Source organism: Microbispora sp. NPDC046933 (assembly GCF_040644635.1).
Lineage (GTDB): Bacteria > Actinomycetota > Actinomycetes > Streptosporangiales > Streptosporangiaceae > Microbispora.
The window spans coordinates 296929-322241 of sequence record NZ_JBEYWW010000005.1 but is presented as its reverse complement, the minus strand read 5'-3'; the positions used below and the strand labels follow the sequence as shown (position 1 = coordinate 322241).

Here is a 25313-nt window from a genome sequence, read left to right as displayed (position 1 = left end):
TATGACGGCTCACACGGCCGCACGTGACATGGCAGCACGTGACATGGAAGCACCGGGGGTCCGGATCCGGGACCTCACGGTCGTCTACAAGACGCCCGCCGGCGAGCTGCCCGCCGTACGCGGCGTCGACCTCACCCTCGCCCCCGGCACGATCACCGGCGTCGTCGGCGAGTCGGGCTCGGGCAAGTCGACGCTCGCGTTCTCCCTGCTCAACGCGGTTCAGCCGCCCGGCAGGATCGCGGCGGGCAGTGTCGAGATTGACGGCCTCGGCGACGTGCTGGCGCTGCGGGGCGAGGACCTGCGCCGCGCCCGCGGCCGCCAGGTCGGGTACGTCTTCCAGGCCGCGCAGAACTCGCTGAACCCGCTCAAGACCATCGGCAAGCAGCTGCTCGACCTCGGCCGCTCCCACGACGTGGAGGACCTGCGGGGGCTGGTGCGCGACGCCAAGGACCTGCTGGCCCGCATGGGCATGGACGGCGCCCGGGTGCTCGACTCCTACCAGCACGAGCTGTCCGGCGGCATGCGCCAGCGGGTCGGCATCATGCTCGCGCTCGTCCTGAACGCCAAGGTCGTCGTTCTGGACGAGCCGACCACCGCCCTCGACATGATCACGCAGGCCACGATCCTGCGGATCATCCGCGAGGTCCACGAGGAGCGGGCGCTCACCACGCTCGTCATCACCCACGACGTCGGCGCGGTCGCCGAGGTCGCCGACAGCCTCGCCGTCATGTACGGCGGCCGGGTGGTCGAGCACGGCCCGGTGACCGAGGTGCTCGGGGACGCCCGGCACCCGTACACCCAGGGCCTGATCAGGGCGATCCCGCGCCTGTCCGGCGACCTGTCGCTGGCCCGGGCGCTGCCGGGACGCCCGCCGACGCTCGGGACGCTGCCCAGGCAGGGCTGCGTGTTCCGCGAGCGCTGCGAGCGGCGCATGGAGGTGTGCGAGACCGACGAGCCCATGTCCGTCAACCGGGACGGCCGTACGGTCGCCTGCCACGCCGCCGACCGCCACCTCACCCTGGTCAAGCGGAAGGAGTTCGTGTGATCACGGGAACCGGCATCACCAAGATCTTCAAGCAGCGCGGCGGCGTGCTCGGCGCCCGCGAGGTGCCCGCGCTGCGGGGCGTGGACTTCGCCATCGCCAAGGGCGGCGCCGTTTCGTTCATCGGTGAGTCGGGCAGCGGCAAGACCACCCTCGGCCGGATCATCGCCGGGCTGGAGACCCACGACGCCGGCGAGATCGTCATCGACGGCGTGCCGATGTCGTCGCTCAGCCACCGCAAGCGGCAGCCGTACTTCCGCCGCGTCCAGCTCATCCACCAGGACCCCTACTCGGCGCTCAACCCCACGCGGACGATCCACCAGGCGCTGGAGGCGCCGTTGGCGCTGCGCGCCCGGCAGACGGGCCGCCCGAGGTCGTGGGTCGACGGGCGGGCCGCGGAGCTGCTGGCGATGGTCGGCATCGACCCGGGCTACGTGCTCCCGCGCTACCCCCACCAGCTGTCGGGCGGCATGCGCCAGCGCGTGGTTATCGCCCGCGCGCTCACCATGGACCCCGAGGTGCTCGTCGCCGACGAGGCCGTCTCGATGATCGACGTGTCGCTGCGCCTGGGCATCCTCGCCCTGCTGAAGGACCTGCGCGAGCGCCTCGGCGTGGGCGTGCTGTTCATCACCCACGACATCGCCACCGCCCGCTACATCGGCGACGACGGCGAGCTGTACGTGCTCTACCGCGGCCAGGTCGTCGAGCGGGGCGCCACCGAGAAGATCATCGCCGACCCGGTCCACCCGTACACCCAGTCGCTGCTGTCGGCGATCCCGGTGCTGCACGGCCTGGAACGGCCGGGCGCCGAGCGGGTCGTGCCGAGGGAGATGCAGCGGGAGGGCGAGCCCGACGGCGGCTGCCTGTTCGCGCGGCGCTGCCCGTTCGGCACCGAGCGCTGCGAGAGCGAGATGCCCGTGCTGGGCCGCGACGGCGGGCTCGAACAGGAGACGGAACAGGAACATGCCTGCTTCCACCCCAGGCGGCGCAGCGTGATCCCGGTGGGGGTGGGCGAGTGACGGACATCCTTCCGGTCGAGGTGGACGAGCGGCTGGAGCGCCTGGCCGCCGCCGCGCTGTGGGCCGACGCCGAGGACGCCCCCTTGGTCGTACGGCGCCTCGCCGACCCGCCGCGGGAGCGGACCTGGACGATCCTGGCCACGCCGGATCGCGAGGGAGCCGTGTTCGTGTCGATCGGCGCGGACGGCGCCGGTCACATCGACCTGATCGCCGTCGACCCCGCCGCCCGGGGACGGGGGATCGGACGGGCACTGATCGGCGCGGCCGAGGAGTGGATGCGGGCGCACGGCGCGGCCGAGGCGAGGTTCGCCGGCAACCCGCCCTGCTACGCCTGGCCCGGGATCGACGTGCGCTACACCCCGGCCGCCTGCCTGGCCGAGAGCCTCGGATACGAGCAGTACCGCGTGGCGTGGAACATGACGGCCGACCTGCCGGCCCGTTACGACGAGGCCGAGCACGAGGCCGACCTGGCGAAGCTCGCCGCCGCCGGGGTCACCGTCGCCGCGGCCCCCGTCGGGAATCGAGGAGCGGTCGCGGCCTTCGTCCGCGCACAGTGGAACGACAAGTGGGCCTGGGAGGCCGAGCAGGCGACCGGCCTGCACTACGCAGCGCGCGACGGGGAGATCCTCGGCTTCGCCGCCTGGGGCGCCCGGCCGCTCTGGTTCGGGCCGATGGGCACGGCCGAGGCCGCCCGTGGCCTCGGCGTGGGCCGGGTGCTGCTGCGCCGCTGCCTCGCCGACCAGGCCGCCGCGGGTCAGGCGTCGGCGCAGATCGGCTGGGTGGGCCCGCTCCGCTTCTACTCCCGGGCGGTGGGCGCCCGCACCGAGCGGGTGTTCTGGCTCTACCGCCGCGCGCTGGACTGATGTCAGCCGTACAGCAGTTCACCCTGGGGCGGGCCCGGCGGGGGGCACAGCCCCCGGGGGTCGCGGCCCGCCTCCAGGTGCTCGCGCAGCGACGCCGAGCCCCACAGCAGGTCGAGGAACGGCTCGCAGGCGAAGTCGCCCGGATAGAGGGCGCGCAGCACGTGCAGGACGGACACGCCCGTCAGCACCGGCAGGAAGGCCTCGCGGTCGGTCACGTGCAGCTGCGCGCCGCGCACCGTCACCCCCGCGTGCCTGCCGAACGTCGGCGTGAACCACGTGTCGCGGAAGCGCACGCCGGGCGGGCCGAGGTCGTTCAGCGCGGCGGCGAACCGGCCGTCCGCGTACGGCGCGCCGACCAGCTCGAACGGCCGGGTCGTGCCGCGGCCCTCGGCGGCGTTCACGCCCTCCAGCAGCCCGGTGCCGGGATAGACCAGGGCGGTGTCGAGGGTCGGCATGTTGGCCGACGGCATCACCCAGGGCAGCCCGGTGCGGTCGAACTGCCACTGTCTGCGCCACCCCTCCATCGGCACGACCTCCAGCTCGGCGCCGATCGCGCCGTTGACGGACAGCGCGATCTCACCCGGCGTGAGGCCGTGCCGCACGGGCAGGGCGGCGCGGCCGACGAAGCTCGCGAAGGCCGGGTCGAGCACCGGGCCCTCGGCCACCGCCCCGCCGATCGGGTTGGGCCGGTCGAGCACGGTGAACCGCAGCCCGAGCCGGGCCGCCGAACCCATCAGGTCGTACATCGTCCAGACGTAGGTGTAGAAGCGCGCGCCCACGTCGCACACGTCGAAGACGAGCGCGTCCGCCTCCGACGACGCGACCAGCGCGTCCAGGTCGTCTCCGGTCCTCTGGTAGGTGTCGAGCACGGGCAGGCCGGTGACCGGGTCGACGGCGTCGCCCTCGCCGCCGCCCGCCTGAGCCGTGCCGCGCAGGCCGTGCTCGGGGCTGAACAGCGTGGTCACGGGCACCCCGGCGGCCAGCAGGGCCGGTGCGGCGGCGGTCAGATCGGGCAGGACTCCGGTGGGGTTGGTGACGAGGCCCACCCGCCCCCACGCGGCCTTCGGCGCGCTCACCAGCAGCTCAAGCCCCGTACGCACGCGATCCATGAAGACTCCGAAGCCGAGGAACCATGACCATGACGCAATCACTCGCCGCTCTCGCCACCGAACAGAGCGATCCCCGCTACAGCGGGATCGACACGCTCCCGACGGATGAGATCGCGCGGCTCATGAACGCGGGCGACGCCGCCGTCCCGGCCGCGGTGGGCCGGGCCGTCCCGGCGATCTCCACGGCCATCGACGCGATCGCAGCGCGGATGGCCGACGGAGGCAGGCTCCTCTACGTGGGCGCGGGCACCTCCGGGCGGCTCGCGGTGCTCGACGCCTCCGAGTGCCCGCCGACCTTCGGCACCCACCCCGACCTGGTCCAGGGCATCATCGCGGGCGGCGAGGCCGCGCTGGTGCGCTCGGTCGAGGGCGCCGAGGACGACGTGGAGGCGGGCGCCGCCGTGATCCGGGACAAGCACACCGGCCCGCTCGACTCGGTCGTGGGCATCTCCGCCAGCGGGCGCGCGCCGTACGTCGTCGCGGCGGTCGAGCAGGCCCGGCGGCTCGGCGCGCTGACCGTGGGCCTGGCCTGCAACACCGGCACCCCGCTCGCGCGGGCCGCCGACCACGCGATCGAGGTCATCGTGGGGCCCGAGGTGGTCACCGGCTCGACCCGCCTGAAGGCCGGCACGGCCCAGAAGCTCGTCCTCAACATGATCTCCACGATCACGATGATCAGGTCGGGCCGGACGTACGGGAACTTCATGGTCGACGTCGTGGCCAGCAACTCCAAGCTGGTCGACCGGGCGGCCCGCATCGTCTCCGACATCACCGGCACGCAGGTGCCGCGAGCCCGGGAGGTCCTGGAGAGCGCGGGACGGGACGTGAAGACGGCCGTCGTGATGATCGAGCGCGGCGTGGGCGCCGACGACGCGCGGGCGCTGCTCGCGGCGCACGGCAACCGGCTCGGCCCGGCGCTGCACAGTGCTTGACAACACGGTGCTTGACAACGCAGTGCTTGACAACAGAGTGCCTGACAACACAGTGCCTGATCGGAAAGGGCCTGATCACATGCTGGAGGACGTCCTGCGGGCCGCGGTGCCCGAGGTCGCCTCGGCGGCGGTCGCCGTGATCGCCGTGGACGGGCGCACGGTCGCCGCGGCCGCCGTGGGGGAGGCCGTGCGGTACGCCGACCCGTCCGGGGGGCTGCTGCCGGAACGGCCGCCCGTGGCGATGGACGCCCTCTTCGACATCGCCTCCCTGACCAAGATGTTCACGGCCGTGGTGCTGGTCTCGCTGGCCCAGGAGGGCGCGCTCGACCTCGACGAGCCGGTGGCCGTCCGGCTGCCCCGGTTCTACCGGCACCGGCCCGAGATCACCGTACGGCACCTGCTGACGCATTCGGCGGGCCTGCCCGCGAGCCGCCGGGTGGAGAACGAGCCGGAGGAGGCCCGCTGGGACCTGGTGCTGTCCACCCCCGTGCAGGGACCCCCGGGGACGCACCTGTACTCCGACGTCGGCCTGATCACGGCCGGGCGGGTGGCGGAGGCCGCCGGCGGGGCGCCGCTGGACGTGCTCGTGCGCGAGCGGGTCACCGGGCCGCTCGGGCTCGCCGCCACGACGTACGGGCCGGTCGAGCCGGGCCGGGCCGTCGCCACAGAGTTCAAGCGCGGCACCTGCGTGCGGGGCGAGGTGCACGACGAGACGGCCCACGCGCTGGGCGGCGTGGCCGGGCACGCCGGGCTGTTCTCCACCACCGCCGACCTCGTGCGTTTCGGCGAGGCGCTGCGTACCGGCGGCGGCCCGGTCCTGTCTCCCGCCTGGACCGCCGAGATGCTGCGCGACCAGGGCGTGCCGGGCGCCGCCTTCCGCCAGGGGCTCGGCGTGCGGATCGACGACCCGGCCATCGTGGGGCCGCTCGCGGGCGCGATCGGCCACTCGGGCTTCACCGGCACCTCGCTGGTCGCCGATCCCGCCCGCCGGCTGACCGTCGTGCTGCTCACCAACAACGTCCACCCGCTGCGGGGCCGGCCCGGCATCCGCGACCTCCGGCACGCCGTCGCCGCCGAGGCCCTTCGCCTGGCCGGCTGAACCCGGCGGTTCCAGCTTCGTCCGTTCCGGCCGCCGTGGAAAGCGCTACCTGGTCTCGGGTCAGGCCGCCGCCGCCGAGCGGTTCATCATGGCGCCGATCATCATGGTGGCCTGGCGGCGGGTGAGGAGCCGGCCGAGAGCGGCGGCGGTGCGGTTGACCCGGCCGGCGATCACGCTGGGCGGCGGGTTGCGGCGGTCGAGGGCGGCGAGAGCGGTCTTCACGACGTCCGCGGCGGCCATGCGCCGGGTGCCGCCGTCCGCGCCGCTTCCGGCGACGTCGAAGAATTCCGTCTCGGTGGCGCCGGGGGACAGGGCGAGCACGCGCAGCCCGGTGCCGCGCGACTCGTACCACAGGGCCTCGGTGAAGCTGAGGACGAACGCCTTGGTCGCGCCGTAGACGGCCATCGTGGGGTTGGCCTGGTAGGCCGCCATGCTCGCGACGTTGACGAGGAACCCGTCACCGCGGCGGCGCAGCCGCTCGATGAACGTCCGGCTGATCTCCACGACGCTGGTGACGTCGAGGGCGATCTCGGCGGCCAGCCGTTCCGGGTCCTCCTCGTGGAACAGGCCATGGGTGGCGAAGCCGGCGTTGTTGACGATGCCGGTGATCTCGATGCCGCGGCGGGCGAGCTCGCGGTCGAGGACGGAGCCGATCTTCGGCGTGGTCAGGTCCGCGGCGATGGGGGTCGCCTCGACGCGGTGCCGCTGGGCGAGCTCGGCGGCGAGAGCCTCAAGCCGGTCCTGCCTGCGGGCGACGAGCACGACGTTCGCGCCTCGGGCACTGATCTGGCGGGCGAACTCGGCGCCGATGCCGGAGCTGGCGCCGGTGATGAGGACGTTCTGACCGCGGTAATCGACGGTGGACATGGCGACTCCTTCTCAACGGGCTGTTGCGTCACCGTACGACCGTCTGGCACTGAGTGTCAATTAGACATCGAGGGCAGGCCCGGATAGGCTCACGGCCGGAGGAGGCAGCATGAGCAGCGAGAGCCTGTGGAGTCGCACCCGCCGGGCCGCGTTCGCGGAGATCGCCGAAGTCGCGATGGAACTGTTCCTGGAGAAGGGCTTCGAGGCGACGACGATCGACGACATCGCGGCCGCCGCGGGCATCTCCCGGCGCTCGTTCTTCCGCTACTTCGGCACGAAGGAGGACGTTGTCCTCGGCAACCTGGCCGGCGAGGGCGCCCGCGCCGCGGCCGCGCTGGCCGAGCGTCCCGACGACGAGCCCCTCTGGACGGCGCTGCTGAACGTGGTCGCGCTCATCGACGAGGCACCCGGCGAGCGGGAGCGGCTGCTCAAGATCTCCGAGATGATGTACGGCACGCCTTCCCTGCGCGCCCGCAGTCTGGAGAAACACCTGCAGTGGCAGGCCGACCTGCTCCCCGAGGTCAAGCGGCGGCTCCCGGCCGATCCCGGCGACGGCCTGGCCGACCTGCGGGCAGCCGCCGTCGTCGCCGGCGCGATTGCCTGTCTCGACGCCGCCGGCGAGACCTGGACCCGGCAGAAGGGCGCCGTTCCCCTCCGTGAGCTACTGAAGGTCGCGTTCGACTCGATCGGCCACGCCGTGGGATGAAGAGGGGATCGCCGGGCGCGGCCTGTCGTCAGGCGTCCGCGCCGGGTGCTCTCCGGCGCAGGCCGTCCATCAGCAGGTCGAGCAGGCGCCCGGCCTGTTCGCGCTGCTCGGGCTCGCCCGTGGCGAGGCAGATGCCGTTCATGCCGGTGAGCACGTCCTCGGCCGCCACGTCCCGCCGCAGCGTCCCGGCGGCGCCGCCCGCGTCGAGCAGCGTGCCGATCGCGCCGAGCAGCCGGTCGCGGCTGTGCGCGTACGGGTTCGCCCCGGAGGCGATCACGGCGCGCAGCGCGTCGGCCATGCCCCGCTTGGTCGCCAGGTAGTCGACGAAACGGTCCATCCAGGTGCGCATCGCCACGTCGGGCGGCATCTCGCCGGCAAGCTCGGCCGCCGCGTCGCACAGCTTCGCCAGCTCGTTGCGGTAGACCGCCTCGATCAGCGCCTCTCTCGTGGGGAAATGGCGGTAGAGCGTGCCGATGCCGACGCCCGCCTCCTTCGCGATCGCGTCGAGCGTGACGTCCGGCCCGTCCTGGGAGAACGCCCGCAGGGCGACGTCCAGCAACCGCTCACGGTTGCGCCGGGCGTCGGCGCGCAACGGCTTGGCTCCGGACGGTCGAGCGGGGGTGGACACGGCTCCTCCATATGGACGCGGCTTGCTAACCGGAGGATTCTCCGGTTAGAGTCCAGGCGTACCGGAGGTTCCTCCGGTTTCCTGATTGTAGCGGCCGGGCTCTCCAGGGGCCCTGCCGCCGTACGGGACGGGGACGAACATGACTCACAGCAACCGCATCACGACGCCGTTCACCGGGCAGTCCACCGCGGCCGAGGTCCTGGAGGGGGTCGACCTGCGCGGGCGGCGGGCGGTCGTGACCGGCGGGGCGTCGGGGATCGGCGTCGAGACCGCCCGGGCGCTGGCCGCGGCGGGGGCGGAGGTGACGCTCGCGGTCCGCGACCTCGACGCGGGCAAGCGGACCGCGGAGGACATCGCCGCCACCACCGAAGGCGAGGCCGTCCTCGTCGCGCCGCTGGACCTCGCCGACCGGGCCTCCGTCGCCGCGTTCGCCGCCGCGTGGGAGGGCCCGCTGCACATCCTCGTCAACAACGCCGGGGTGATGGCGTGTCCGGAGACCCGGACGCCGGAGGGCTGGGAACTGCAGTTCGCCACCAACCACCTCGGTCACCTCGCCCTGGCCGTCGGCCTGCACCCGGCGCTCGCGGCGGCCGGTGGCGCCCGCGTCGTGTCGGTCAGCTCCAGCGCCCACCTGCGCTCGCCGGTCGTCTTCGACGACATCCACTTCCGGGAGCGCCCGTACGACCCGTGGCTGGCGTACGGGCAGTCGAAGACGGCCAACGTGCTGTTCGCGGTCGAGGCCGCCAGGCGGTGGGCCGGTGACGGCATCGCGGTCAACGCGCTCATGCCCGGCGGCATCCCGACCGGCCTGCAGCGGCACCTGGAGCCGGACTACATCGAGCGCCGCCGCGCGCTGGGCAACTCGACCGGCGTGACATGGAAGAACACCGAGCAGGGTGCGGCCACCTCCGTGCTACTCGCCGCTTCGCCGCTGGTCGAGGGCGTCAGCGGACGCTACTTCGAGGACAACCAGGAGGCGGAGATCGTCGAGCCGGGCGCGGGCCGGGGCGTCGCGGCGTACGCGCTCGACCCGGAGGCGGCCACCCTGCTCTGGCAGGTGTCGGCGGACCTGCTCGACCTGTGATCCGCGCTGCGTGATCCGTGCCTCATGATCTGCGCCTCATGATCTGCGCCTCATGATCTGCGGCACGGTCCGCCCGCGCCGAGGCCCGGCCTTCCCAGGCCGGGCCTTCGCATTTCCCGCAGGGGCGTGCCGGCCTGATCGCCCGCCGCTGCCTGGCCGGGCTCACCTCCAAATGCGCCGCCACCACCCGAGGCGTGCTCGCCGCCTACGGGTTCGGCCCCGCCAGCGGCCCCTGGGGCGGCATGGTCGCCGACCGGATCCGCGTCCCCCACGCCGACCACATGCTCGTCCCCGTGCCGGACGGCGTTCCGCCGATCCGCGTCGCCGCGGCCGGTGACAACCTCGCCGACGCCTGGAGGGCCGTCGTCCCCGCGCTCGCCCGCCGCGAAGGCGGAACCGTGCTCGTCCTCGGCGGCGCCAAGAGCATCGGCCTGTACGCCGCCGGACTGGCGGCCGCGCACGGTGCCGCGACGGTCCACTACCTCGACGACGACCCGCACCGGAGGGAGATCGCCGAATCCCTCGGCACCGAAGCCCGGCCGCCGGACGCCGCCACCCGCGGCGTCTACGACATCGTCGTCGAAGCCACCTCACGCGCTCCGGGCCTGCGCCGCGCACTCGCCGCGACGGCTCCCGGCGGGATCTGCACGGCTGTCGGCTACTACCTCGCGAGCGGCACTCGCGTCCCGCTGATGCGCATGTACGCCACCGACGTCACTCTCCGGGTCGGCGTCTCCCACGTCCGCGTCACCCTTCCGGACCTGCTGGACTTCGTCCACCGCACCGGCTTTCCGGCCGAACGCGTCACCACCCTGCTCGCGGACTGGGACGACGCCCCCACCGCGTACGCCGCGAAGACCACGAAACTGGTTCTCCGTCGAGGCCGGCTCGCCGGATAGATTCCGGCCTCGCCCTCTGCGTGTGAACCCCGTCACTCGAACCCCTTTCGCTGGCCGATCGGTCAAATGCTGGCCGATCGGTCAGCTAGGGTGTCCGCATGGCACGTTCCGCAACCACCATGCGCGCGGACATCCTGGACTCGGCCGTGCGGCTGTTCGCCGCGCACGGCTTCCGCGGCACCTCCCTGCAGGACATCGCCACGGACGCGGGCTGCTCCAAGGCGTCCTTGCTCTACCACTTCACGAACAAGGACGCGATCCTGACCGAGTTGCTGGCACCGGTCGGGCCGGAGTTCGCCGCACTGGAAGCGCGGCTCGCCGGGCTCGACGGCGAGGAGGCCGCCCGTGCCGCCGTCGCCGGGCTCGTCGACCTGTCCCTGCGCTTCCGGTTGCAGGTGAAGATCCTCCTGCAGGACGTCGACGCGCTGATCAACCGGCCGGAACTGCCCGACGTGGACGGCCTCACCGAACGGCTGACGGACGCCCTGTCCGGCCGCTCGGCCGCCCCCCAGGCCCGGGTCTGGGCCTGGATGGCGATGCTGGGGATCATCCTGACCAGCGCCGGCGAGCTCGCGCTCCCCGAGGAGACGCTGCGCGCGGAGCTGACCCGCGGTGCGTTGCGCACGCTCGGTCTGCAGACCGACTGACCTCCCGAAGAAAGAGATCTGCTTTGGCAACCCTGCTGTACCGGCTGGGCCGGTTCTCCTTCCGCAGACGCGGGCGCGTGGTCGCCGTGTGGCTGCTGCTGCTCGTGGTCCTGGGCCTGGCCGCCGCCGCCTTCCACGGCCCGACCGGCGACAAGTTCGCCATGCCCGGCACCGAGTCGCAGCGTGCGCTGGACGCCCTGGCCAAGGAGTTCCCGCAGGCCAGCGGTGCCACCGGCACCATCGTCGTGGCCGCTCCGCAGGGCCGGAAGCTGGACCCCGCCGCGGTCGCGCCCGTGGTCAAGGAGGCCGCCGCCGTCCCCGGCGTCGTCGCCGCCATGGATCCGTTCCAGGTCGGCTCGGTCTCCGCCGATGGCCGCTACGCCCTGGTCCAGGTGCAGTTCGACCGCGGGCTCAAGGACGTGACCGACGCCCAGCGCGCTGCCTACCTGAAGGCCGGCTCCTCAGTGGCCGGGCTGCGGGTCGAGCACGGCGGCGAGGTCCTGAACGCCGCGCCGGAAGTGGGCGGGTCGGAAGGCATCGGCGTCGTGATCGCCGCGGTGGTGCTGATCGTCACCTTCGGCTCCCTGGTGGCCGCCGGCATGACCCTGCTGAACGCCCTGATCGGCGTGGGGGCCGGCATGGGCGGCCTGTTCGCGCTCAGCGGCCTCGTCGAACTGACCTCCGTCACGCCGGTGCTCGCGCTGATGCTGGGCCTGGCCGTGGGCATCGACTACTCGCTGTTCATCACCTCCCGCTACCGCCAGTTCCTGGCGGAGGGCGTGGCGCCGGAGGAGGCCGCGGGCCGGGCGGTCGGCACCGCCGGATCCGCGGTCGTGTTCGCCGGAGCCACCGTGGTCATCGCGCTCGCGGGTCTGTCCGTGGTCGGCATCCCGTTCCTGAGCGTGATGGGCCTGGCCGCCGCCGGCACCGTGGCCGTCGCCGTGCTGGTCGCCCTCACGCTGCTGCCCGCCTTCCTGTCGTACGCCGGATCCCGGGTGCTGCCCCGCAAGCAGCGCACCGGTGAGAACGCGAGCGCGGGCGGCCGGGGTTTCGGCTACACGTGGGGGCGGGTGGTCACCCGGCTGCGCGTGCCGATCCTGCTGGCCGGGGTCCTCGCCCTGGGCGCGCTCACGCTGCCGGCCCAGGACCTGCGGCTGGCCCTGCCCGACGCCGGCACCGCCGCCCCCGGCACTCCGGCCCGCGAGGCCTACGACCTGACCAGCGAGGGATTCGGCGAGGGCTTCAACGCCCGGCTGATCGCCGTGGTCACCGCCGCCGACCGCGCGGCGACGACCGCCGCCGCCGGTGAGGCCGCCCGCTTGATCCAGCAGACCCCCGGCGTGCTGGCCGTGGCACCGCCGCAGCCCAACGCAGCGGGCACCACCGCGCTGCTGACCATCATCCCCAAGGCCGGGCCCACCGCCGCGGCCACCGAGGACGCCGTCCACGCCATCCGCGCCAAGGTCGCCGCGATCGGCGGCGCCGAGATCGCCGTCACCGGCGCCACGGCCGTGGGCATCGACGTCTCCGATAAGCTCGCCGACGCCATGCCGGTGTACCTGCTGCTGGTGGTCGGCCTGTCGGTGCTGCTGCTCATGCTCGTCTTCCGCTCGATCCTGGTCCCGGTCAAGGCGGCGCTGGGCTTCCTGCTCACCGTCGGCTCGACCTTCGGAATCACCGTGGCGATCTTCCAGGAGGGTCACCTGGCCGGCCTGCTGGGCGTGGACGTGCCGGGCCCGCTGGTCAGCTTCCTGCCGATCCTGCTCATCGGCATCCTGTTCGGCCTGGCCATGGACTACGAGGTGTTCCTGGTCTCGCGGATGCGGGAGGACTACGTGCACGGCGACACCCCCCGCCAGGCGACGATCAACGGCATGGGGCACAACGCGCGGGTGGTCACCGCCGCGGCGCTCATCATGACGGCCGTGTTCGGCGGGTTCGTGTTCATGGACGACCCGATCATCAAGTCGATGGGCTTCGCGCTGGCCGTCGGCGTGCTGGTCGACGCCTTCGTGGTCCGCATGACCCTCGTCCCCGCCGTGATGTCCATGCTCGGCCGTGCCGCCTGGTGGCTGCCCCGCGCCCTGGACCGGGCGCTGCCCGACCTCGACGTCGAGGGCGAGCGCCTGCGCCACCACCTCACCGCCCGCGCCGCCGCCTCACCGGAGCACGCTGGGGTGTCCTAGAGCTGGGGCCGGAGGTCCCGTACGGGCGGGACCTTCGGCGGCGCTCGTACGCCCCGCCGGGGGAACGGTCCGATGGAAGGACCGGCCGAGGGGAGGGTGTCATGATCGTGGTGGGTGTCGACGGCTCGCACGCCGGCATGGAGGCCGCCTGCTGGGCGGGCCGGGAGGCCGACCTGCGCGGCGTTCCCCTGCGGATCGCCAACGCCATCCCCGCCTGGGCGTGCTCGACCGCGCGGCAGGGCCCGTACACCAGCGTCGCCGCGTGGATGCGCGACGGCGCCGCCACCGTGCTCGGCGCGGCGGCCGAGCGGGTTCACGCGGAGGCGCCCCGGGTGCCGGTCGACACCGCGATCCTGGCCGGTGACCCGCGCCCGGCGCTCATCGAGGCGGCCGTGGACGCCGATCTCCTGGTGCTCGGCAACCATGGGCTCGGCGGCTTCCGCGGCCTGCTGCTCGGCTCGGTCGCGTACGGCGTGGCGGGTCACGCCCCGTGCGACGTGGTCGTCGTGCGGGAGGTGCCCTCGGCGCCGCGCCCGGAGGTCGTGGTGGGCGTCGACGGATCCCCCGCCTGCGCCAAGGTGCTCGACTTCGCCTTCGCCGAGGCGGCGCTGCGCGGGGCGGGCCTGCGGGCGGTGCACGCCTACAGCCCGCTGGAGGCGGGCGGCGGCTTCGCGCCGGTCCCGGACGACTTCGACGACGAGAAGGTCGAGGTGCGGATGGTCAGGGAGGCGCTCGCCGGGCGCCGCGAGCTCTACCCCGACGTCAAGGTCATCGAGGAGGTCGTCCGGGGCCATCCGGTGGACGTGCTGCGGCAGGCGTCGGCGGGCGCCGACCTGCTCGTCATCGGGTCACAGGGCCACGGCGCGTTCAGCGGCCTGATCCTCGGGTCGGTCTGCCAGGCCATGCTCCACTACGCGACGTGCCCCATGGTCGTCGTCCGCGGGCCGGCGCCGGCCCACTGAGCACGCGAACGCCCCCGGCGGCCTGGGGGAATCCAGGCCGCCGGGGGCGTTGCCGGCGTCCTACGCGCTCTTGCGCCGCTGCTCGCGCAGAATGGCGAGGCGCTCGTTCAGCACCTCTTCGAGGTCCTCGATCGAGCGACGCTCCAGCAGCATGTCCCAGTGGGTCCGCGGGGGCTTCGCCTTCTTCTGCTGGGGCTGCTCCGCGTCCACCCGCAGCGCCGGGCTGCCGCAGTGACGGCACTCCCAGGTCGTGGGGATCTCGGCCTCGACGGCGAGCGGGACGGTGGTGAGATGGCCCTTGGGGCACGTGTAGGACACCTCCTGGCGCGGGGCCAGATCGGTGTTGCGGTCGTTCTCGTAGCTGGTCGCGCCGAGCCGGGTACCGCGAAGTGCACGCTCGCCCATGTCTTTAAGCCTCCTGAGGTCCCCGCCTTCGAGGGGTTCGTTCGCCACCGCGTACAACGCCTGATACCGTGTGTGGATTCCCAGCCGAGACCTGATCCAATCGCGCTTTTTCCGTCCCACTGGTCTCAGATGTGGCCGTCGGACATGAGCCCTCAGATGTGGTCGGGCACCTCGTTCCCCGCCTCACGGATGGCCCGGGGCAGGTTGACCACGGTGAGCAGCACGAACCCCACGACGAAGAACACGATCAGCGAGACGATCGCGGTGCGGTAGCTGTCGGTGAGCTGGAGCGCCAGCGTGAGCACCAGCGAGCCGAGGAACGCCGACCCCTTGTCGCTGATCTGGTAGAGGCTGAAGTACTCCGCCTCCCGGCCGGGCGGGATCACCAGGGAGTACAGCGAGCGCGACAGCGCCTGCGTGCCGCCCATGACGATCGCGATGGCGAAGGCGATCGCGTAGAACTGGACCGCCGCTCCCTTCTGCAGGAAGTAGGCCACGCCCACCACCGCCGTCCACACGACCAGGCTGGCCAGGACCGTGCGCTTGGTCCCGATCCTGGCCGCGATCCGCGCGAGCCCGAGCGCGCCGCCGACGGCGATGAACTGCACCATGAGGATCGCCCCGATCTGGTGCGTCTGGCTCAGCCCCAGCTCCTGGTCGGCGTACGTCGCGGAGAACCCGATCACCGTCTGCACGCCGTCGTTGTAGACCAGGTAGGCCGCGAGGAACAGCAGCGTGCGGGGATAACGGCGCAGGTCGGCGAGGGTCCGGCCGAGCTGGCGGACGCTGCCGGCCACGGCCCGCACCGCGGTCGCCTCGTGGACGGGGACCCGCCGGTTGCGCAGGCGCAGCATCGGGATCAGGGCGAAAGCGCCCCACCACAGGCCCGCCGAGGCCAGGCTCACGCGGACCGCCAGGCCCTCCTCGACCGCGCCGGACAGGTAGAGCACCAGGTTGAGCGCGAGCAGCAGACCGCCGCCGAGGTAGCCGAAGCCCCAGCCCCTGCTGGAGATCGCGTCGCGTTCCTCCGCGCCGGAGATCTGTGGCAGGAACGAGTCGTAGACCACGCGCGCCGAGCCGAAGGTCACGTTGGCGACCAGGAACAGCACGCCGCCGAGCAGATAGCCGCCGCCGGAGACGAGGTAGAAGCCGAGCGTGGCCGCCGCGCCCAGGTAGGCGAAGGCCCCCAGGATCTGCTTCTTGCGGCCGGTGTGGTCGGCCAGGGCGCCGACGATCGGCATGATCACGATCTGCAGCAGCACCGAGATCGTGACCAGGGCCGTGAAGTACGCCTTCGGCCGCAGGTCCAGGCCCAGGAACGACACGAAGCCGTCCTCGCCGCCCGCCGCCGTCGTGGCGACCGAGGTCAGGTACGGCCCGAGGAAGACGGTCAGGACGGTCGTCTGGAACGCCGAGTCCGCCCAGTCGTACCAGTACCAGCCGCGTTGCTCGCGCCGCCGCGCGCCGGGGATCTCCTCGTGGACGACCTGGGGGGCGGTCATGGTCTCTCCTCACGGGGTGGAGCGTCGCCGGGGGGCGGGTTCGGCGGGGCAGGTTGAAGCGGGGCCGGGGTGACGGGGTCAGGTTCGGGGGGCCAGGGCTTTGGCGGGGTGGTCCTGGGTCACGACACGTCCGGGCGGGGGTGCCACTGCCCGCGTGACTTGAGCACGTCGCGCAGGCCGCTGATGTTGTCCGTCATGATCCCGTCGACGCCGAGATCGAGCAGGTGGGCCATCGTCACCGGGTCGTTCACCGTCCACACGTGCACCTGCATGCCGATCGCGTGCGCGGTGCGCACGAGGGTGCGGGTGGTCACCCGCAGGCCGCGGAACCCGATGGGCGCCTGCACGCACGGCACTCCCGCCCGGGCCAGCCCGGACAGCAGCCTGCCGTACCCGCCGCCCATCGCGGCCGTACGCAGGGCGGCCAGGCCGCGCGGGCCGAGCGAGAAGCAGACCTCCCGGTCGATGGCGCGCCGGGCGCGGGCCAGCCGCGCGTCGGAGAACGAGGTCAGGCACACCCGGTCGTAGGCGCGGGTGCGGCGGATCGCCCGGGCCAGCGGCACGATCGCGGCGCTCTCCTTGACGTCGATGTTGAACCGCACGTCCGGCCAGGTGCCGAGCAGGTCCTCCATCAGCGGAATCTCGTGCCGGCCGCCGATCCTGGCCCTGCGCACCTCGCGGTAGGGCAGCCGCGAGATGCGGCCGGCGCGGTCGGTGACGCGGTCGAGCGTGTGGTCGTGGAAGGCGAGCAGGACGCCGTCGGCGGTCGCGTGCGCGTCGGTCTCCAGGTAGGTGTAGCCGAGCTCGACCGCCCGGGAGAAGGCCGCCATGGTGTTCTCGCGGGCCTCCGCCGCACCGCCTCGGTGCGCGAAGGCGAGCGGCCCGGGGTGGTCGAGGAACGTGAAACGGCGGTGCACGAAAGGAGTATGCCGGGTCCCGGCCGTACAGTCAGCGCACGTAGGTGAACATTTGCGTCACAAGAGTCCCTTGTCATCCTTGAGGGCGGATGATCCTGGGCGGCGTGTCGCGGTTCACCCCGTGTCCGCCGGCCCTTGCCGCCTCGGGCCGGCCGCGAGCCGGGGCATGCGAGCCGGGGCATGCGAGCCGGGGCACGCGGTCCCGGGCTCGGCCGGGCGGGTCGTTCCGGGGGCGGCTACCTGGAGGGCGACGCCCATTCCTGCCGCCTGGTCTCCGCCATGGCGATGGCCGCGGCGACCGCCACGTTGACCGATCCGACCCTGCCGACCTGGGGGATGTAGGCGACCGAGTCGGCCGCCTCGAGGCCGGCGGGGGAGCAGCCGTGGTCCTCGCTGCCGAGCACCAGGCAGACGTCGCCGTCGAGCTTGGCCTCGTGCAGGGGGACGGCGTCGCCGGTCAGCTCGACGGCGACCACCCGGAAGCCCTCCTCCCTGGCGGAGCGTACGGCCTCGGCCACCGGGACCGGCTCGTGCCACTCGACCAGCCGTTCGGTGCCGAGCGCGGTCTTCTGCGCCTTGGGGTTGGTCGGCGGGGTGGCGTTGCCGGCCAGCCAGATCGTCTCCGCGCCGAAGGCGGCGGCCGTACGGAAGATCGATCCGACGTTGAAGGGGCCGGTCACCGATTCGAGGATCAGCGCGAGACGGCCCTCGGTGTTGCGGCGCCAGGTGCGGTTGAGCCGCTTGACGTCGGTCGGCTTGAGCTGCCTGCGCGGGTTGGGAGTGCTCATCGCTCCTTGCTCTCTCGCTGCTGGATCTCTCGCGTCTGGATCTCGGCGGGACGGGCGTCGACCCGCAGCACGCGGTAGGCCGACCGGGAGGCCAGCCGTGAGGTGGGCCAGCCCTGTTCGGTCAGCCAGCGCTGCAGGGAGTCGGAGCCCAGGTGCTTCTGCACGACCAGGTACGCGCTGCCGTCGGGAGTGAGCCGGTCGAGCCACCGGGTGAGCATCTCGTGGAGCGCGGCCTTGCCGATCCGGATGGCCGGGTTCGACCAGATGGCCCGGAACCTGACGTCCTGCGGTATCTCGTCCGCGTGCACTGGCCTTACTTTGTCAAGGCTCGCGCTCTTGGCATTCCGATCGCACAGCTCCACCGAGCGCCGGTTGACGTCGACGGCCCACACCGTGGCCCTCGGCGCCCGCGACGCCATCGTCAGCGCGACGGGGCCGTAGCCGCATCCGAGGTCGAGCAGGTCGCCCTCGGCCGGGGGCGGCGGGACGGTCTCCAGCAGCACCCGCGTCCCCGGGTCGATCCGTTCTGGGGAGAACACGCCGCGGTCGGTCTCCAGCCGCAGGTGCAGATCCGGGAGAACCAGGGTGACCGAACCGGGCCGGCTGGCCGCCTGGGGGCTCTCCTCGAAGTAATGGGCCACGTGCCCAAACGTACCAACGCCGGAGACCGCTGATCTCCGCGCCGGTGCGAGGACCGGAGGCGGCTGAAACACTTCCGGCCTTCCGGACACGTACGAGATGGCGGAGAAAACGGTGAAGGGGGAGTATCGGTGGCCCGCTCGGACCTGAGGCGTCGTTTCGAGGAGATCTATCTGGCGCATTACGCGGATCTCCTCGGATACGTGCGGCGCCGCACCGAATCCCCCGAGGACGCCGCCGACGCCCTCGCCGAGACCTTCGCGACGGCATGGCGGCGCATCGCCGACGTCCCGGCCGGCCCGTCGGCCCGATTATGGCTGTACGGAGTGGCCCGGCGGGTGCTGGCCAACGGCCGAAGAGCCGAGACCCGCAGGAGCGCGCTCGTGGAACGTCTCGGCGCGGAACTCGGCCAATGGGACGAGCGTGATCGGAAGCCGGACCACGAGGATCTCGACGCCGTACGCGCGGCGTTCCTGCGTCTCGGCCCCGACGACCGCGAGGTGCTGGCGCTGGTGAGCTGGGAGGGGCTGGGATCGGCGGAGATCGCCGCGGTGCTGGGCTGCTCGCGCGGAGCCGCCCGCCTGCGGCTGCACCGGGCCCGCAAGCGCCTCGCCAAGGAGTTGAGCTCCGCGGGGGTGGACGTGGCCAGGTACGGCGTGCGGATGCCGGCGCTGGCGGGAGGGGAGGCGTGATGACCCACGACCGCGATGACCTGCACCGGCTCGTCGCCGGGATCGCCCCGGACCCGGGCCCGGGGGTGACGCCGGCCGCCATGGAACTGCTGGAGGAGATCGTCTCGGGCCCGGCTCCGGCGACCCACTGCCCGCGTGTGACGGAGGCGGTCGCCGGCGTCGCCCGGACCCTCGTGCGCAGCCCCCGCATGCTGCCCGTGATCGTCTCGCTCACCGCCGTCCTGCTCGCCGTGGGCTGGCTCGTGCCCGGGGCGGCGGGCCTCGGCCCCGCGCCCGCCGCCGCGGCGCTCGACATCAGGCGGGAGGGCGACCACTACGTCGTCATGGTGCGCGACCTGTTCGCCGACCCCGCGACATACCAGCGCGAGCTGCACGACCGCGGCCTGGACGTGGAGGTGCGGCTGGTGCCGACGGCGGCGGGCTCGGCGGGACGGGCGCTCTACCTCGACGGCACCCGGGACCACAGCGCGATCACCACGATCGAGGCGCCGGGCGAGTGCGTGCGGTTCGCCGGCTGCCCGATCGGCTTCCGCATCCCGGTCGGCTTCCGCGGGCACGCGACCGTGCTGATCGGCCGCGCCGCCCGGCCCGGGGAGCGCTACGGGCTCCTGGAGGCCATCGACATGGAGGGCCAGCCCTTCCACTGCGTGGACTACGTCAACAAGACGGTCGCCGAGATCCTGCCCCTGCTCCGGGAGCGCGGCGTGCGGGCGGAGTTCACCTCCTACGTCACCAAGAGCACCAGGTCGTCCGCCCCCGCCGACTGGTACGTCCACGAAGGGGTCATGGTCGCCGACGGCCAGGCGCTCATGCTGGTCAACCCCACCCCCAACCCCCAGCCGCGCCCCAGGAACGCCTTCTGCGCCGATCCCCACTGAGAACGGCCACGCGGTCCGCGCCCCCGTGGGACGGCGCGGGCCGCGCCGGGCGGGCGAGCGCGGACGCCGCCCGCACCGGTCACAGTGGATCGCTCCGCCGCCGCTGATCGGCATGCCCCACAGCCCTCCAGTCGGCCGCCGGGCGGCGTGGTCTGCCCGAATTCTCCCACCGGCGCAGTGACCGACCCGGCCAAGGTTCGTGGCCACCCCCACTAGACGATCGGATTCGCCATGCCCGCATATCCTCGCCGCCTGCTCCCGGTCCTCGCCGGGATCGGGCGCCACCGGGCCTTCACGGTCGCGCTCGTCGCCGCGGCCGCGCTCAGGGTGGTCACCATGCTCGGTTACCCGCCCGCCCGGATGTACTGGTACGACTCGTACACCTACCTGCACAACGCCGTCCACCTGCGGCCGGAGCAGGGGTTCCACCCGATCGGATACCCCCTGCTGCTGCGCGCCCTGCTGCCTTTCCACAGCGTCGAGGTGGTCGTCGCCGTGCAGCACGCGATGGGACTGGCGACCGGGGTCGTCGTCTACGCGGCGCTGCGCGGCCGGGGACTGCCCGGCTGGGCCGCCGTGGCCGCCTCGGCGCCGGTGCTGTTCGACGCGTCGTTCCTCCGCCTGGAGCACGCCGTGGTGTCCGACTCGCTGTTCATCCTGCTGGTCGTCGCCGCGACGGCCCTGCTGGCCCGCCGGCCGGTGCCGTCCACGCGTGCCGCCGCGACCGCCGGCCTGCTGCTCGCGGGCGCCGCCCTCACCCGGACGATCGCGCTGCCGCTGATCCTGCTCGTCCTGCTGGTGCTCGCCGTCCGGCGCGTCCCCTGGCGCCGGACGGCCGTGCTCGCCCTGTCCGGGCTGCTGCCGGTCGCCGCGTACGCGACATGGTACGGCGGGGTCCACGGCCGGTTCGGCGTCAGCGGCACGGACGGAGTGGCGTTGTGGGCCCGTACGATGACCTTCGCGGACTGCGCGGTGATCCAGCCCCCGCCGGACCTCGCGCCGCTGTGCCCGAACGGGACCGTCCTCGACGCCTCGGGGGAGTACGTGTGGGCGAAGGAGTCCTCCCTCAACCGGCTCCCCGGCGGACACGTCGCGCTCAACGACCGGGCACGTGCCTTCGCGCTGCGCGCCGTCGCCGCCCAGCCGGTGGACTACCTCCGCGACGTGGTGAAGGACACCGCGCTCGCGTTCGCCTGGACCCCCGTCGCCCACCCGGCGCGCACCGTCCCCGCGTTCGGCTTCGCCCTCGACACCTGGCCGTTGCCCGCCGACCAGCCGCTCGTCGAGCAGGTCAGACGGGAGTACGACCCCGATCTCACCGGCATGCGCTCGGTCCGGCCGTACGCCGACCTGCTCATCGCCTACCAGTACCCGGCCTACCTGCGCGGGCCGCTGCTGGCCGCCATCCTGCTCCTGGGGGCGGTCGGCGCGGTGCGGCGACCGTGGCGGACGGCGGCGCTGCCGTGGGCGGTCGCCGTGACGCTGCTGGTCGCGCCGGTGGCCGTGCTCGACTTCGACCACCGCTACGTGCTTCCCGTCGTGCCCGTGGCGTGCCTGGCGGCCGGGCTGGCCTTCGCCGGGCCTCCTCGCCGCGCGGCGGCGGAGAGGGCCCGCGAGCGGCGCCGCGAGGCGCCGGTCGGCTGAAACGTGCCGGGTGATCCGGTCAGGGGATGCGGGCGCCCAGCAGCATCGCCGCCGCGGCGGCCAGCAGGCCCGCGACGATCGCCGCGACGAGGAACCGCTGGGTGATCTCCTGATGGACGACCTTGTAACCGAGGGAGGTGCCGATCTGCGCGTACACGTCGCGCAGTTCGCTGCCCGACTCGGCGGTGTACGCCCGGCCTCCGGTGCCGTCCGACAGCGACTTCAGCGTGGTCTTGTTGACCGGCACCTGCACCGCCCGGTTGTCGATCGTCACCGTGCCCTCGGGCGTGCCGTACGCGATCGTGGACACCGGCACCTTGGCGCCGACCGACGCCTCGATGGCCTCGTTGACCGACCGCCCGGAGGTGTTGTCGCCGTCCGACAGCAGCACGATGGCGGACGGCGGCGGATCGGTGACCGCCCGCTGGTCGAACGACCTGATCGAGTCGAGCGAGTTGAACACGGCCTCGCCGATCGCCGTGCCGGGCCGGGTGGTCAGGCTGGAGATCGCGGTGTTCACCGCGGCGTGGTCGGTGGTGGGGGAGATCACCACGGCGGCCGACCTGGCGAAGGCCACCACTCCGACGTTGAACCGCTCGGGCAGGTCTCGCACGAACTGCTGGGCGGCCTGCTTGGCCGCGACGAGCCGGGTGGGCGGGACGTCGGCCGACTCCATCGACAGTGACACGTCCACGGCGACCATGATCGTGGCGCGGTCGCGGGGCACCTTCACCTCGCCGGCGGGCCGGGCGGCGCCGAGGACCAGCAGGCTCATCATGACGAGGAACAGCACGGCCGGCACGTGCCGGCGCCAGGTGGGCCGCTCGGGCGCCACCAGCGACAGCAGCGCGAGGTTCGTGAAGCGCACCGTGTAGCGGCGGCGCGCGAACTGCGCCGCGACGTACGCCGCGACCAGCGCGGCGACCAGGACGAACAGCCAGAGCCAGCCGGGGGTGAGGAAGGTCATGCGCCCGCCTTCCTGTTCGCGGCCCGGCGCAGCAGATGGGATGCGCGCCGCTGCCGCAGCACGAACTCGGCGATGTCGAACACCCAGTCGCGGTCCGTGCGCAGCACCAGATGGGCGGCCCCGGCACGGCGCAGCGCCGCCCGGGTCGCCCAGCGCTGCTCGGCCGCCGCCTCGGCGTAGCGCTCCCTGAGCGCGGACGACAGGTGGACGCCGCGCGAGCGCCCGGTCTCGGGATCGGCGAGGGTGACGAACCCGACGTCGGGCAGCTCCAGCTCGCGGGGATCGATGACCTCCACGGCGAGCACCTGGTGCCGCGCGGCCAGGCGGCGCAGCGGCGGCTCCCAGGAGTCCGGCGAGTCGAGGAAGTCGGAGACGACCACCCGCAGCCCGCGCTTGCGGTGCGCCGTCGCCATCATCTCCAGAGCCTCCCCGAGGTCCACCGCGCCCTGCGCGGGCGGCGCGCTGAGCAGCGAGTGCAGCAGAGCGTACAGCCGGGGCCGGCCGGGCTTGGCCGGAAAGCGGTGCACGTCGTCGCCGTACAGGATGTAGGCGCCGAACCGGTCGCCCACCCGGCTCGCCAGGATCCCGATCGCCCCGACGGCGCTGACGACCAGGTCGCGTTTGGACATGTCGGCCGTGCCGAACTCCATGCTCGCCGACAGGTCGGCCACCGCCCAGGTCTCCAGCTCCCGGTCGGCGATCAGGTCCCGCACGTGCGGGACCGTCGTGCGCGCGGTCACCGCCCAGTCCATGCGGCGCACGTCGTCCTCGCCGGGCACGTACACGCGGCTGTCACCGTGCTCGCTGCCGGGCCCGGGGATCAGCCCCTGGTGGCGGCCCTGCAGCAGCCCGTCCAGCCGCCGCACCACCGTCAGCTCCAGCCGCCGCAGCGCCTGGTCGGGGTTGGCCCCGCTCATCGCATGCCCTGGTTCCACACGACGAGCGGCGGCGGCACCGCCTGCAGGACCCGGCGTACGACGTCGTCGGGGTCCACCTCGTCGGCCAGCGCGTCGAAGGTGAGCATCAGCCGGTGCGACATGACGTCGACGGCCACGTCGCGGACGTCGTCGGGCAGCAGGTAGTCGCGCCCGCGCAGCAGGGCCAGGGCCCGGCCGGCGGCGATCAGGCCCAGCGTCGCCCGGGGGCTCACCCCGATCTCGATCGTGTCCTGCAGGTCGGCCAGGCCGTAGTCGGCCGGGGCGCGCGTGGCCATGACCAGCCGTACGACGTAGTCGGCCACGAGCTGGTGGACCGAGACCTCCTCGGCCATGTCCTGCAGCCGCACCAGCGTGGCCGGGTCGAGCACCGGCCTGGGCACGGGCGGGCGCACGCTCATCCGCTGCAGGATCTCCAGCTCCTCGTGCGCGCTCGGGTGGGACACCCGCACCTTGAACAGGAACCGGTCGCGCTGCACCTCGGGCAGCGGGTAGACGCCCTCCGACTCGATCGGGTTCTGGGTGGCCAGCACGACGAACGGCCGGGGCAGCGGGTGGGTGCGCCCCGCGAGCGTCACCTGCCGCTCGGCCATCACCTCCAGCAGGGCCGACTGGACCTTCGCCGGAGCGCGGTTGATCTCGTCGGCGAGCAGGAAGTTGACGAACACCGGCCCGAGCTCGACGTCGAACCGCTCGGAGCCCGGGTGGTAGACGCGGGTGCCGACGATGTCGCTGGGCACCAGGTCGGGGGTGAACTGGATGCGGGCGAACGTGCCGCCCACGACGGTGGCCAGTGTCGAGGCGGCCAGCGTCTTGGCGACCCCCGGGACGCCTTCGAGCAGGCAGTGTCCCCGGGCGAGCAGCGCCACCAGCAGCCGCTCGACCATGTGCTCCTGTCCGACGATCACGCGCCGGACCTCGGCCAGCGCCTCCCGCAGGGCGTCCAGCCGGGCCTCGTCCTCCTCCTGCTCCGTCACGCCCTCGCCGGGCTCCGGGTCACTGCGTTCATCGGCAACGGTCATGCTCGTTATTCAATCGTGACTCGGCTGGAGAATCCATTTCTCTCCCATTTGCCCGTCCCGGCGCGTGCCACACCCCCTGCCGCGCCCGTGTGTTCCGGATGTGGGCGTGTGTTTTGATGTGGGGGATGGTCACTCCGCTGCAGTACGGCGACCCGCCCCACGTGGGGCCGTTCGCGCTGCAGGCGCGGCTGCAGACGGCCCCGGCGGGGCTCGTCTATCTGGGCCAGGCGCCCGACGGACGGGTGGTGTCGGTGGCCGTCCTGTCCAGTGGCGCCGCCCTCGACGCCGCCGCGCGGGACCGGTTCGTCACCGCGATCAAGGACGCGCAGGGAAGGACCGGCGTACGCGGGTGGGGCGCCTCCCTGGTGGACCGCGTGCGCGGCAGGGTGTCCCCCGACGCGCCTCCCGTCCTGGCGATGCAGGACGGGCCCGCGCCCTGGGTGGCCGTGCCGTACGTGCCGAACGGCCCGGGGGCCGAGCGGTTCCTCGACCCGGTCACCGTGTCCGGCACGCTGATCGGGCGGCGGCAGGGGCCCGACTTCGCGCACTACTGGCTGGGCGACCGCACCCCCGCGCTGCCCGCCCCGCCCGCGCCGCCCCCGCCGCCGGTGGCCACCCGGCGCTCGGTCGTGCTCGCCTCGGCGCTGCTGGCCACGCTCGTGCTCGTGCTCGCGCTGGTCACCTGGATGCTGCTGTTCCGCGGCGAGGACGAGCCGGAGCCGCCCCGGCCGCTGCCGAACACACAGTTCGTGCCCACCCCTCCGCCCGAGCCCGCCTCGCCCGAGCCGCAGCAGCCCACCCCCGGCCCGTCCGGCAGCGGCGACGGCAGCCAGAGCCCCTGGCCGGACGACCTGTTCGACGGCCGCGGCCCCATCTGACGC

26 protein-coding genes are annotated in these 25313 nt (G+C 73.2%); 15 read left to right on the top strand and 11 right to left on the bottom strand.

Going from position 1 to position 25313, the window contains the following annotated elements; all coding sequences use genetic code 11:
- Position 1: 1 nt before the first annotated feature.
- The 3 genes from ABZ857_RS09420 to ABZ857_RS09410 are packed head-to-tail and all read left to right on the top strand — an operon-like array spanning position 2 to position 2924.
- Entirely contained in the window at positions 2 to 1045 is a 1044-nt protein-coding gene (locus tag ABZ857_RS09420; protein ID WP_357040144.1) for an ABC transporter ATP-binding protein, read from the top strand.
- Complete coding sequence (locus ABZ857_RS09415) at positions 1042 to 2061, top strand: ABC transporter ATP-binding protein (protein ID WP_357040141.1); 1020 nt, start codon at positions 1042 to 1044, stop codon at positions 2059 to 2061. The genes ABZ857_RS09420 and ABZ857_RS09415 overlap by 4 nt, the downstream gene beginning before the upstream one ends.
- Positions 2058 to 2924 (top strand): GNAT family N-acetyltransferase, encoded by an 867-nt coding sequence (locus ABZ857_RS09410; protein WP_357040138.1) that lies wholly within the window; start codon positions 2058 to 2060, stop codon positions 2922 to 2924. The genes ABZ857_RS09415 and ABZ857_RS09410 overlap by 4 nt, the downstream gene beginning before the upstream one ends.
- A gap of 2 nt (positions 2925 to 2926) precedes the next feature.
- Here the strand turns inward: ABZ857_RS09410 and ABZ857_RS09405 are convergent, their stop codons facing one another.
- Positions 2927 to 4033: a DUF1343 domain-containing protein gene (locus ABZ857_RS09405; protein WP_357040136.1), complete on the bottom strand. Its 1107-nt coding sequence runs from the start codon at positions 4031 to 4033 to the stop codon at positions 2927 to 2929.
- A 29-nt stretch (positions 4034 to 4062) separates the two neighbouring features.
- Between ABZ857_RS09405 and murQ the strand changes: the two genes are divergently transcribed.
- Positions 4063 to 4965 (top strand): N-acetylmuramic acid 6-phosphate etherase, encoded by a 903-nt coding sequence (gene murQ, locus ABZ857_RS09400; protein ID WP_357040133.1) that lies wholly within the window; start codon positions 4063 to 4065, stop codon positions 4963 to 4965.
- Positions 4966 to 5044: 79 nt separating this feature from the next.
- Positions 5045 to 6064 (top strand): serine hydrolase domain-containing protein, encoded by a 1020-nt coding sequence (locus tag ABZ857_RS09395; RefSeq protein WP_357040130.1) that lies wholly within the window; start codon positions 5045 to 5047, stop codon positions 6062 to 6064.
- A 60-nt stretch (positions 6065 to 6124) separates the two neighbouring features.
- On the opposite strand, the gene ABZ857_RS09390 is transcribed toward ABZ857_RS09395, so the two are convergent.
- Positions 6125 to 6931, bottom strand: coding sequence for an SDR family oxidoreductase (locus ABZ857_RS09390; RefSeq protein WP_357040127.1), 807 nt, complete (start codon positions 6929 to 6931; stop codon positions 6125 to 6127).
- 109 nt (positions 6932 to 7040) lie between these two features.
- Between ABZ857_RS09390 and ABZ857_RS09385 the strand changes: the two genes are divergently transcribed.
- Positions 7041 to 7637 (top strand): TetR/AcrR family transcriptional regulator, encoded by a 597-nt coding sequence (locus ABZ857_RS09385; RefSeq protein ID WP_204051213.1) that lies wholly within the window; start codon positions 7041 to 7043, stop codon positions 7635 to 7637.
- A 28-nt stretch (positions 7638 to 7665) separates the two neighbouring features.
- On the opposite strand, the gene ABZ857_RS09380 is transcribed toward ABZ857_RS09385, so the two are convergent.
- A complete protein-coding gene (locus ABZ857_RS09380) occupies positions 7666 to 8265 on the bottom strand; it encodes a helix-turn-helix domain-containing protein (protein WP_357040124.1) in 600 nt (199 codons plus the stop codon).
- Between the two features lie 139 nt (positions 8266 to 8404).
- Here ABZ857_RS09380 and ABZ857_RS09375 point away from each other — a divergent pair, with 139 nt between their 5' ends.
- The 5 genes from ABZ857_RS09375 to ABZ857_RS09355 all read left to right on the top strand — a co-directional run bounded on the left by ABZ857_RS09375 (position 8405) and on the right by ABZ857_RS09355 (position 14043).
- Positions 8405 to 9349 (top strand): SDR family NAD(P)-dependent oxidoreductase, encoded by a 945-nt coding sequence (locus tag ABZ857_RS09375; protein ID WP_357040122.1) that lies wholly within the window; start codon positions 8405 to 8407, stop codon positions 9347 to 9349.
- Between the two features lie 194 nt (positions 9350 to 9543).
- Complete coding sequence (locus ABZ857_RS09370; RefSeq protein WP_357040119.1) at positions 9544 to 10248, top strand: zinc-binding dehydrogenase; 705 nt, start codon at positions 9544 to 9546, stop codon at positions 10246 to 10248.
- A 98-nt stretch (positions 10249 to 10346) separates the two neighbouring features.
- A complete protein-coding gene (locus ABZ857_RS09365) occupies positions 10347 to 10895 on the top strand; it encodes a helix-turn-helix domain-containing protein (protein WP_357040116.1) in 549 nt (182 codons plus the stop codon).
- A gap of 23 nt (positions 10896 to 10918) precedes the next feature.
- On the top strand, positions 10919 to 13081 hold the full coding sequence (locus ABZ857_RS09360) for an MMPL family transporter (RefSeq protein WP_357040113.1): 2163 nt from the start codon (positions 10919 to 10921) through the stop codon (positions 13079 to 13081).
- A gap of 101 nt (positions 13082 to 13182) precedes the next feature.
- Positions 13183 to 14043: a universal stress protein gene (locus ABZ857_RS09355; RefSeq protein ID WP_357040110.1), complete on the top strand. Its 861-nt coding sequence runs from the start codon at positions 13183 to 13185 to the stop codon at positions 14041 to 14043.
- 60 nt (positions 14044 to 14103) lie between these two features.
- On the opposite strand, the gene ABZ857_RS09350 is transcribed toward ABZ857_RS09355, so the two are convergent.
- The 5 genes from ABZ857_RS09350 to ABZ857_RS09330 all read right to left on the bottom strand — a co-directional run bounded on the left by ABZ857_RS09350 (position 14104) and on the right by ABZ857_RS09330 (position 18296).
- Complete coding sequence (locus ABZ857_RS09350; protein ID WP_030509898.1) at positions 14104 to 14448, bottom strand: RNA polymerase-binding protein RbpA; 345 nt, start codon at positions 14446 to 14448, stop codon at positions 14104 to 14106.
- Between the two features lie 152 nt (positions 14449 to 14600).
- Positions 14601 to 15950 carry an MFS transporter gene (locus ABZ857_RS09345; protein WP_357040107.1) on the bottom strand — a complete coding sequence of 450 codons (1350 nt, stop codon included), beginning with the start codon at positions 15948 to 15950 and terminating at the stop codon, positions 14601 to 14603.
- 119 nt (positions 15951 to 16069) lie between these two features.
- Positions 16070 to 16867 (bottom strand): glycerophosphodiester phosphodiesterase, encoded by a 798-nt coding sequence (locus ABZ857_RS09340; RefSeq protein ID WP_357040104.1) that lies wholly within the window; start codon positions 16865 to 16867, stop codon positions 16070 to 16072.
- 236 nt (positions 16868 to 17103) lie between these two features.
- Positions 17104 to 17655, bottom strand: coding sequence for a TrmH family RNA methyltransferase (locus tag ABZ857_RS09335; protein WP_357040102.1), 552 nt, complete (start codon positions 17653 to 17655; stop codon positions 17104 to 17106).
- The gene (locus ABZ857_RS09330) at positions 17652 to 18296 is read right to left on the bottom strand and encodes a methyltransferase (protein WP_357040099.1); all 645 of its coding nucleotides are present in this window, start codon (positions 18294 to 18296) and stop codon (positions 17652 to 17654) included. The genes ABZ857_RS09335 and ABZ857_RS09330 overlap by 4 nt, the downstream gene beginning before the upstream one ends.
- Positions 18297 to 18425: 129 nt before the next feature.
- Here ABZ857_RS09330 and ABZ857_RS09325 point away from each other — a divergent pair, with 129 nt between their 5' ends.
- The 3 genes from ABZ857_RS09325 (at position 18426) to ABZ857_RS09315 (ending at position 21508) form a co-directional block, all read left to right on the top strand.
- Positions 18426 to 18986 (top strand): RNA polymerase sigma factor, encoded by a 561-nt coding sequence (locus ABZ857_RS09325; RefSeq protein WP_357040096.1) that lies wholly within the window; start codon positions 18426 to 18428, stop codon positions 18984 to 18986.
- Positions 18986 to 19864, top strand: coding sequence for a hypothetical protein (locus ABZ857_RS09320; RefSeq protein WP_357040093.1), 879 nt, complete (start codon positions 18986 to 18988; stop codon positions 19862 to 19864). The genes ABZ857_RS09325 and ABZ857_RS09320 overlap by 1 nt, the downstream gene beginning before the upstream one ends.
- Before the next feature lie 231 nt (positions 19865 to 20095).
- Positions 20096 to 21508, top strand: coding sequence for a hypothetical protein (locus ABZ857_RS09315; protein ID WP_357040090.1), 1413 nt, complete (start codon positions 20096 to 20098; stop codon positions 21506 to 21508).
- 19 nt (positions 21509 to 21527) lie between these two features.
- Here the strand turns inward: ABZ857_RS09315 and ABZ857_RS09310 are convergent, their stop codons facing one another.
- Genes ABZ857_RS09310 through ABZ857_RS09300 form a run of 3 tightly spaced genes read right to left on the bottom strand, consistent with a single transcriptional unit; the run spans position 21528 to position 24432 of the window.
- Positions 21528 to 22475: a VWA domain-containing protein gene (locus ABZ857_RS09310; protein WP_357040087.1), complete on the bottom strand. Its 948-nt coding sequence runs from the start codon at positions 22473 to 22475 to the stop codon at positions 21528 to 21530.
- A complete protein-coding gene (locus ABZ857_RS09305) occupies positions 22472 to 23392 on the bottom strand; it encodes a DUF58 domain-containing protein (RefSeq protein ID WP_357040084.1) in 921 nt (306 codons plus the stop codon). The genes ABZ857_RS09310 and ABZ857_RS09305 overlap by 4 nt, the downstream gene beginning before the upstream one ends.
- Positions 23389 to 24432, bottom strand: coding sequence for an AAA family ATPase (locus ABZ857_RS09300; RefSeq protein WP_357040081.1), 1044 nt, complete (start codon positions 24430 to 24432; stop codon positions 23389 to 23391). The genes ABZ857_RS09305 and ABZ857_RS09300 overlap by 4 nt, the downstream gene beginning before the upstream one ends.
- Positions 24433 to 24557: 125 nt before the next feature.
- On the opposite strand from ABZ857_RS09300, the gene ABZ857_RS09295 reads away from it, so the two are divergent.
- Positions 24558 to 25310, top strand: a complete 753-nt coding sequence (locus ABZ857_RS09295) for a hypothetical protein (protein ID WP_357040078.1) — start codon at positions 24558 to 24560, stop codon at positions 25308 to 25310.
- Positions 25311 to 25313: the final 3 nt, after the last annotated feature.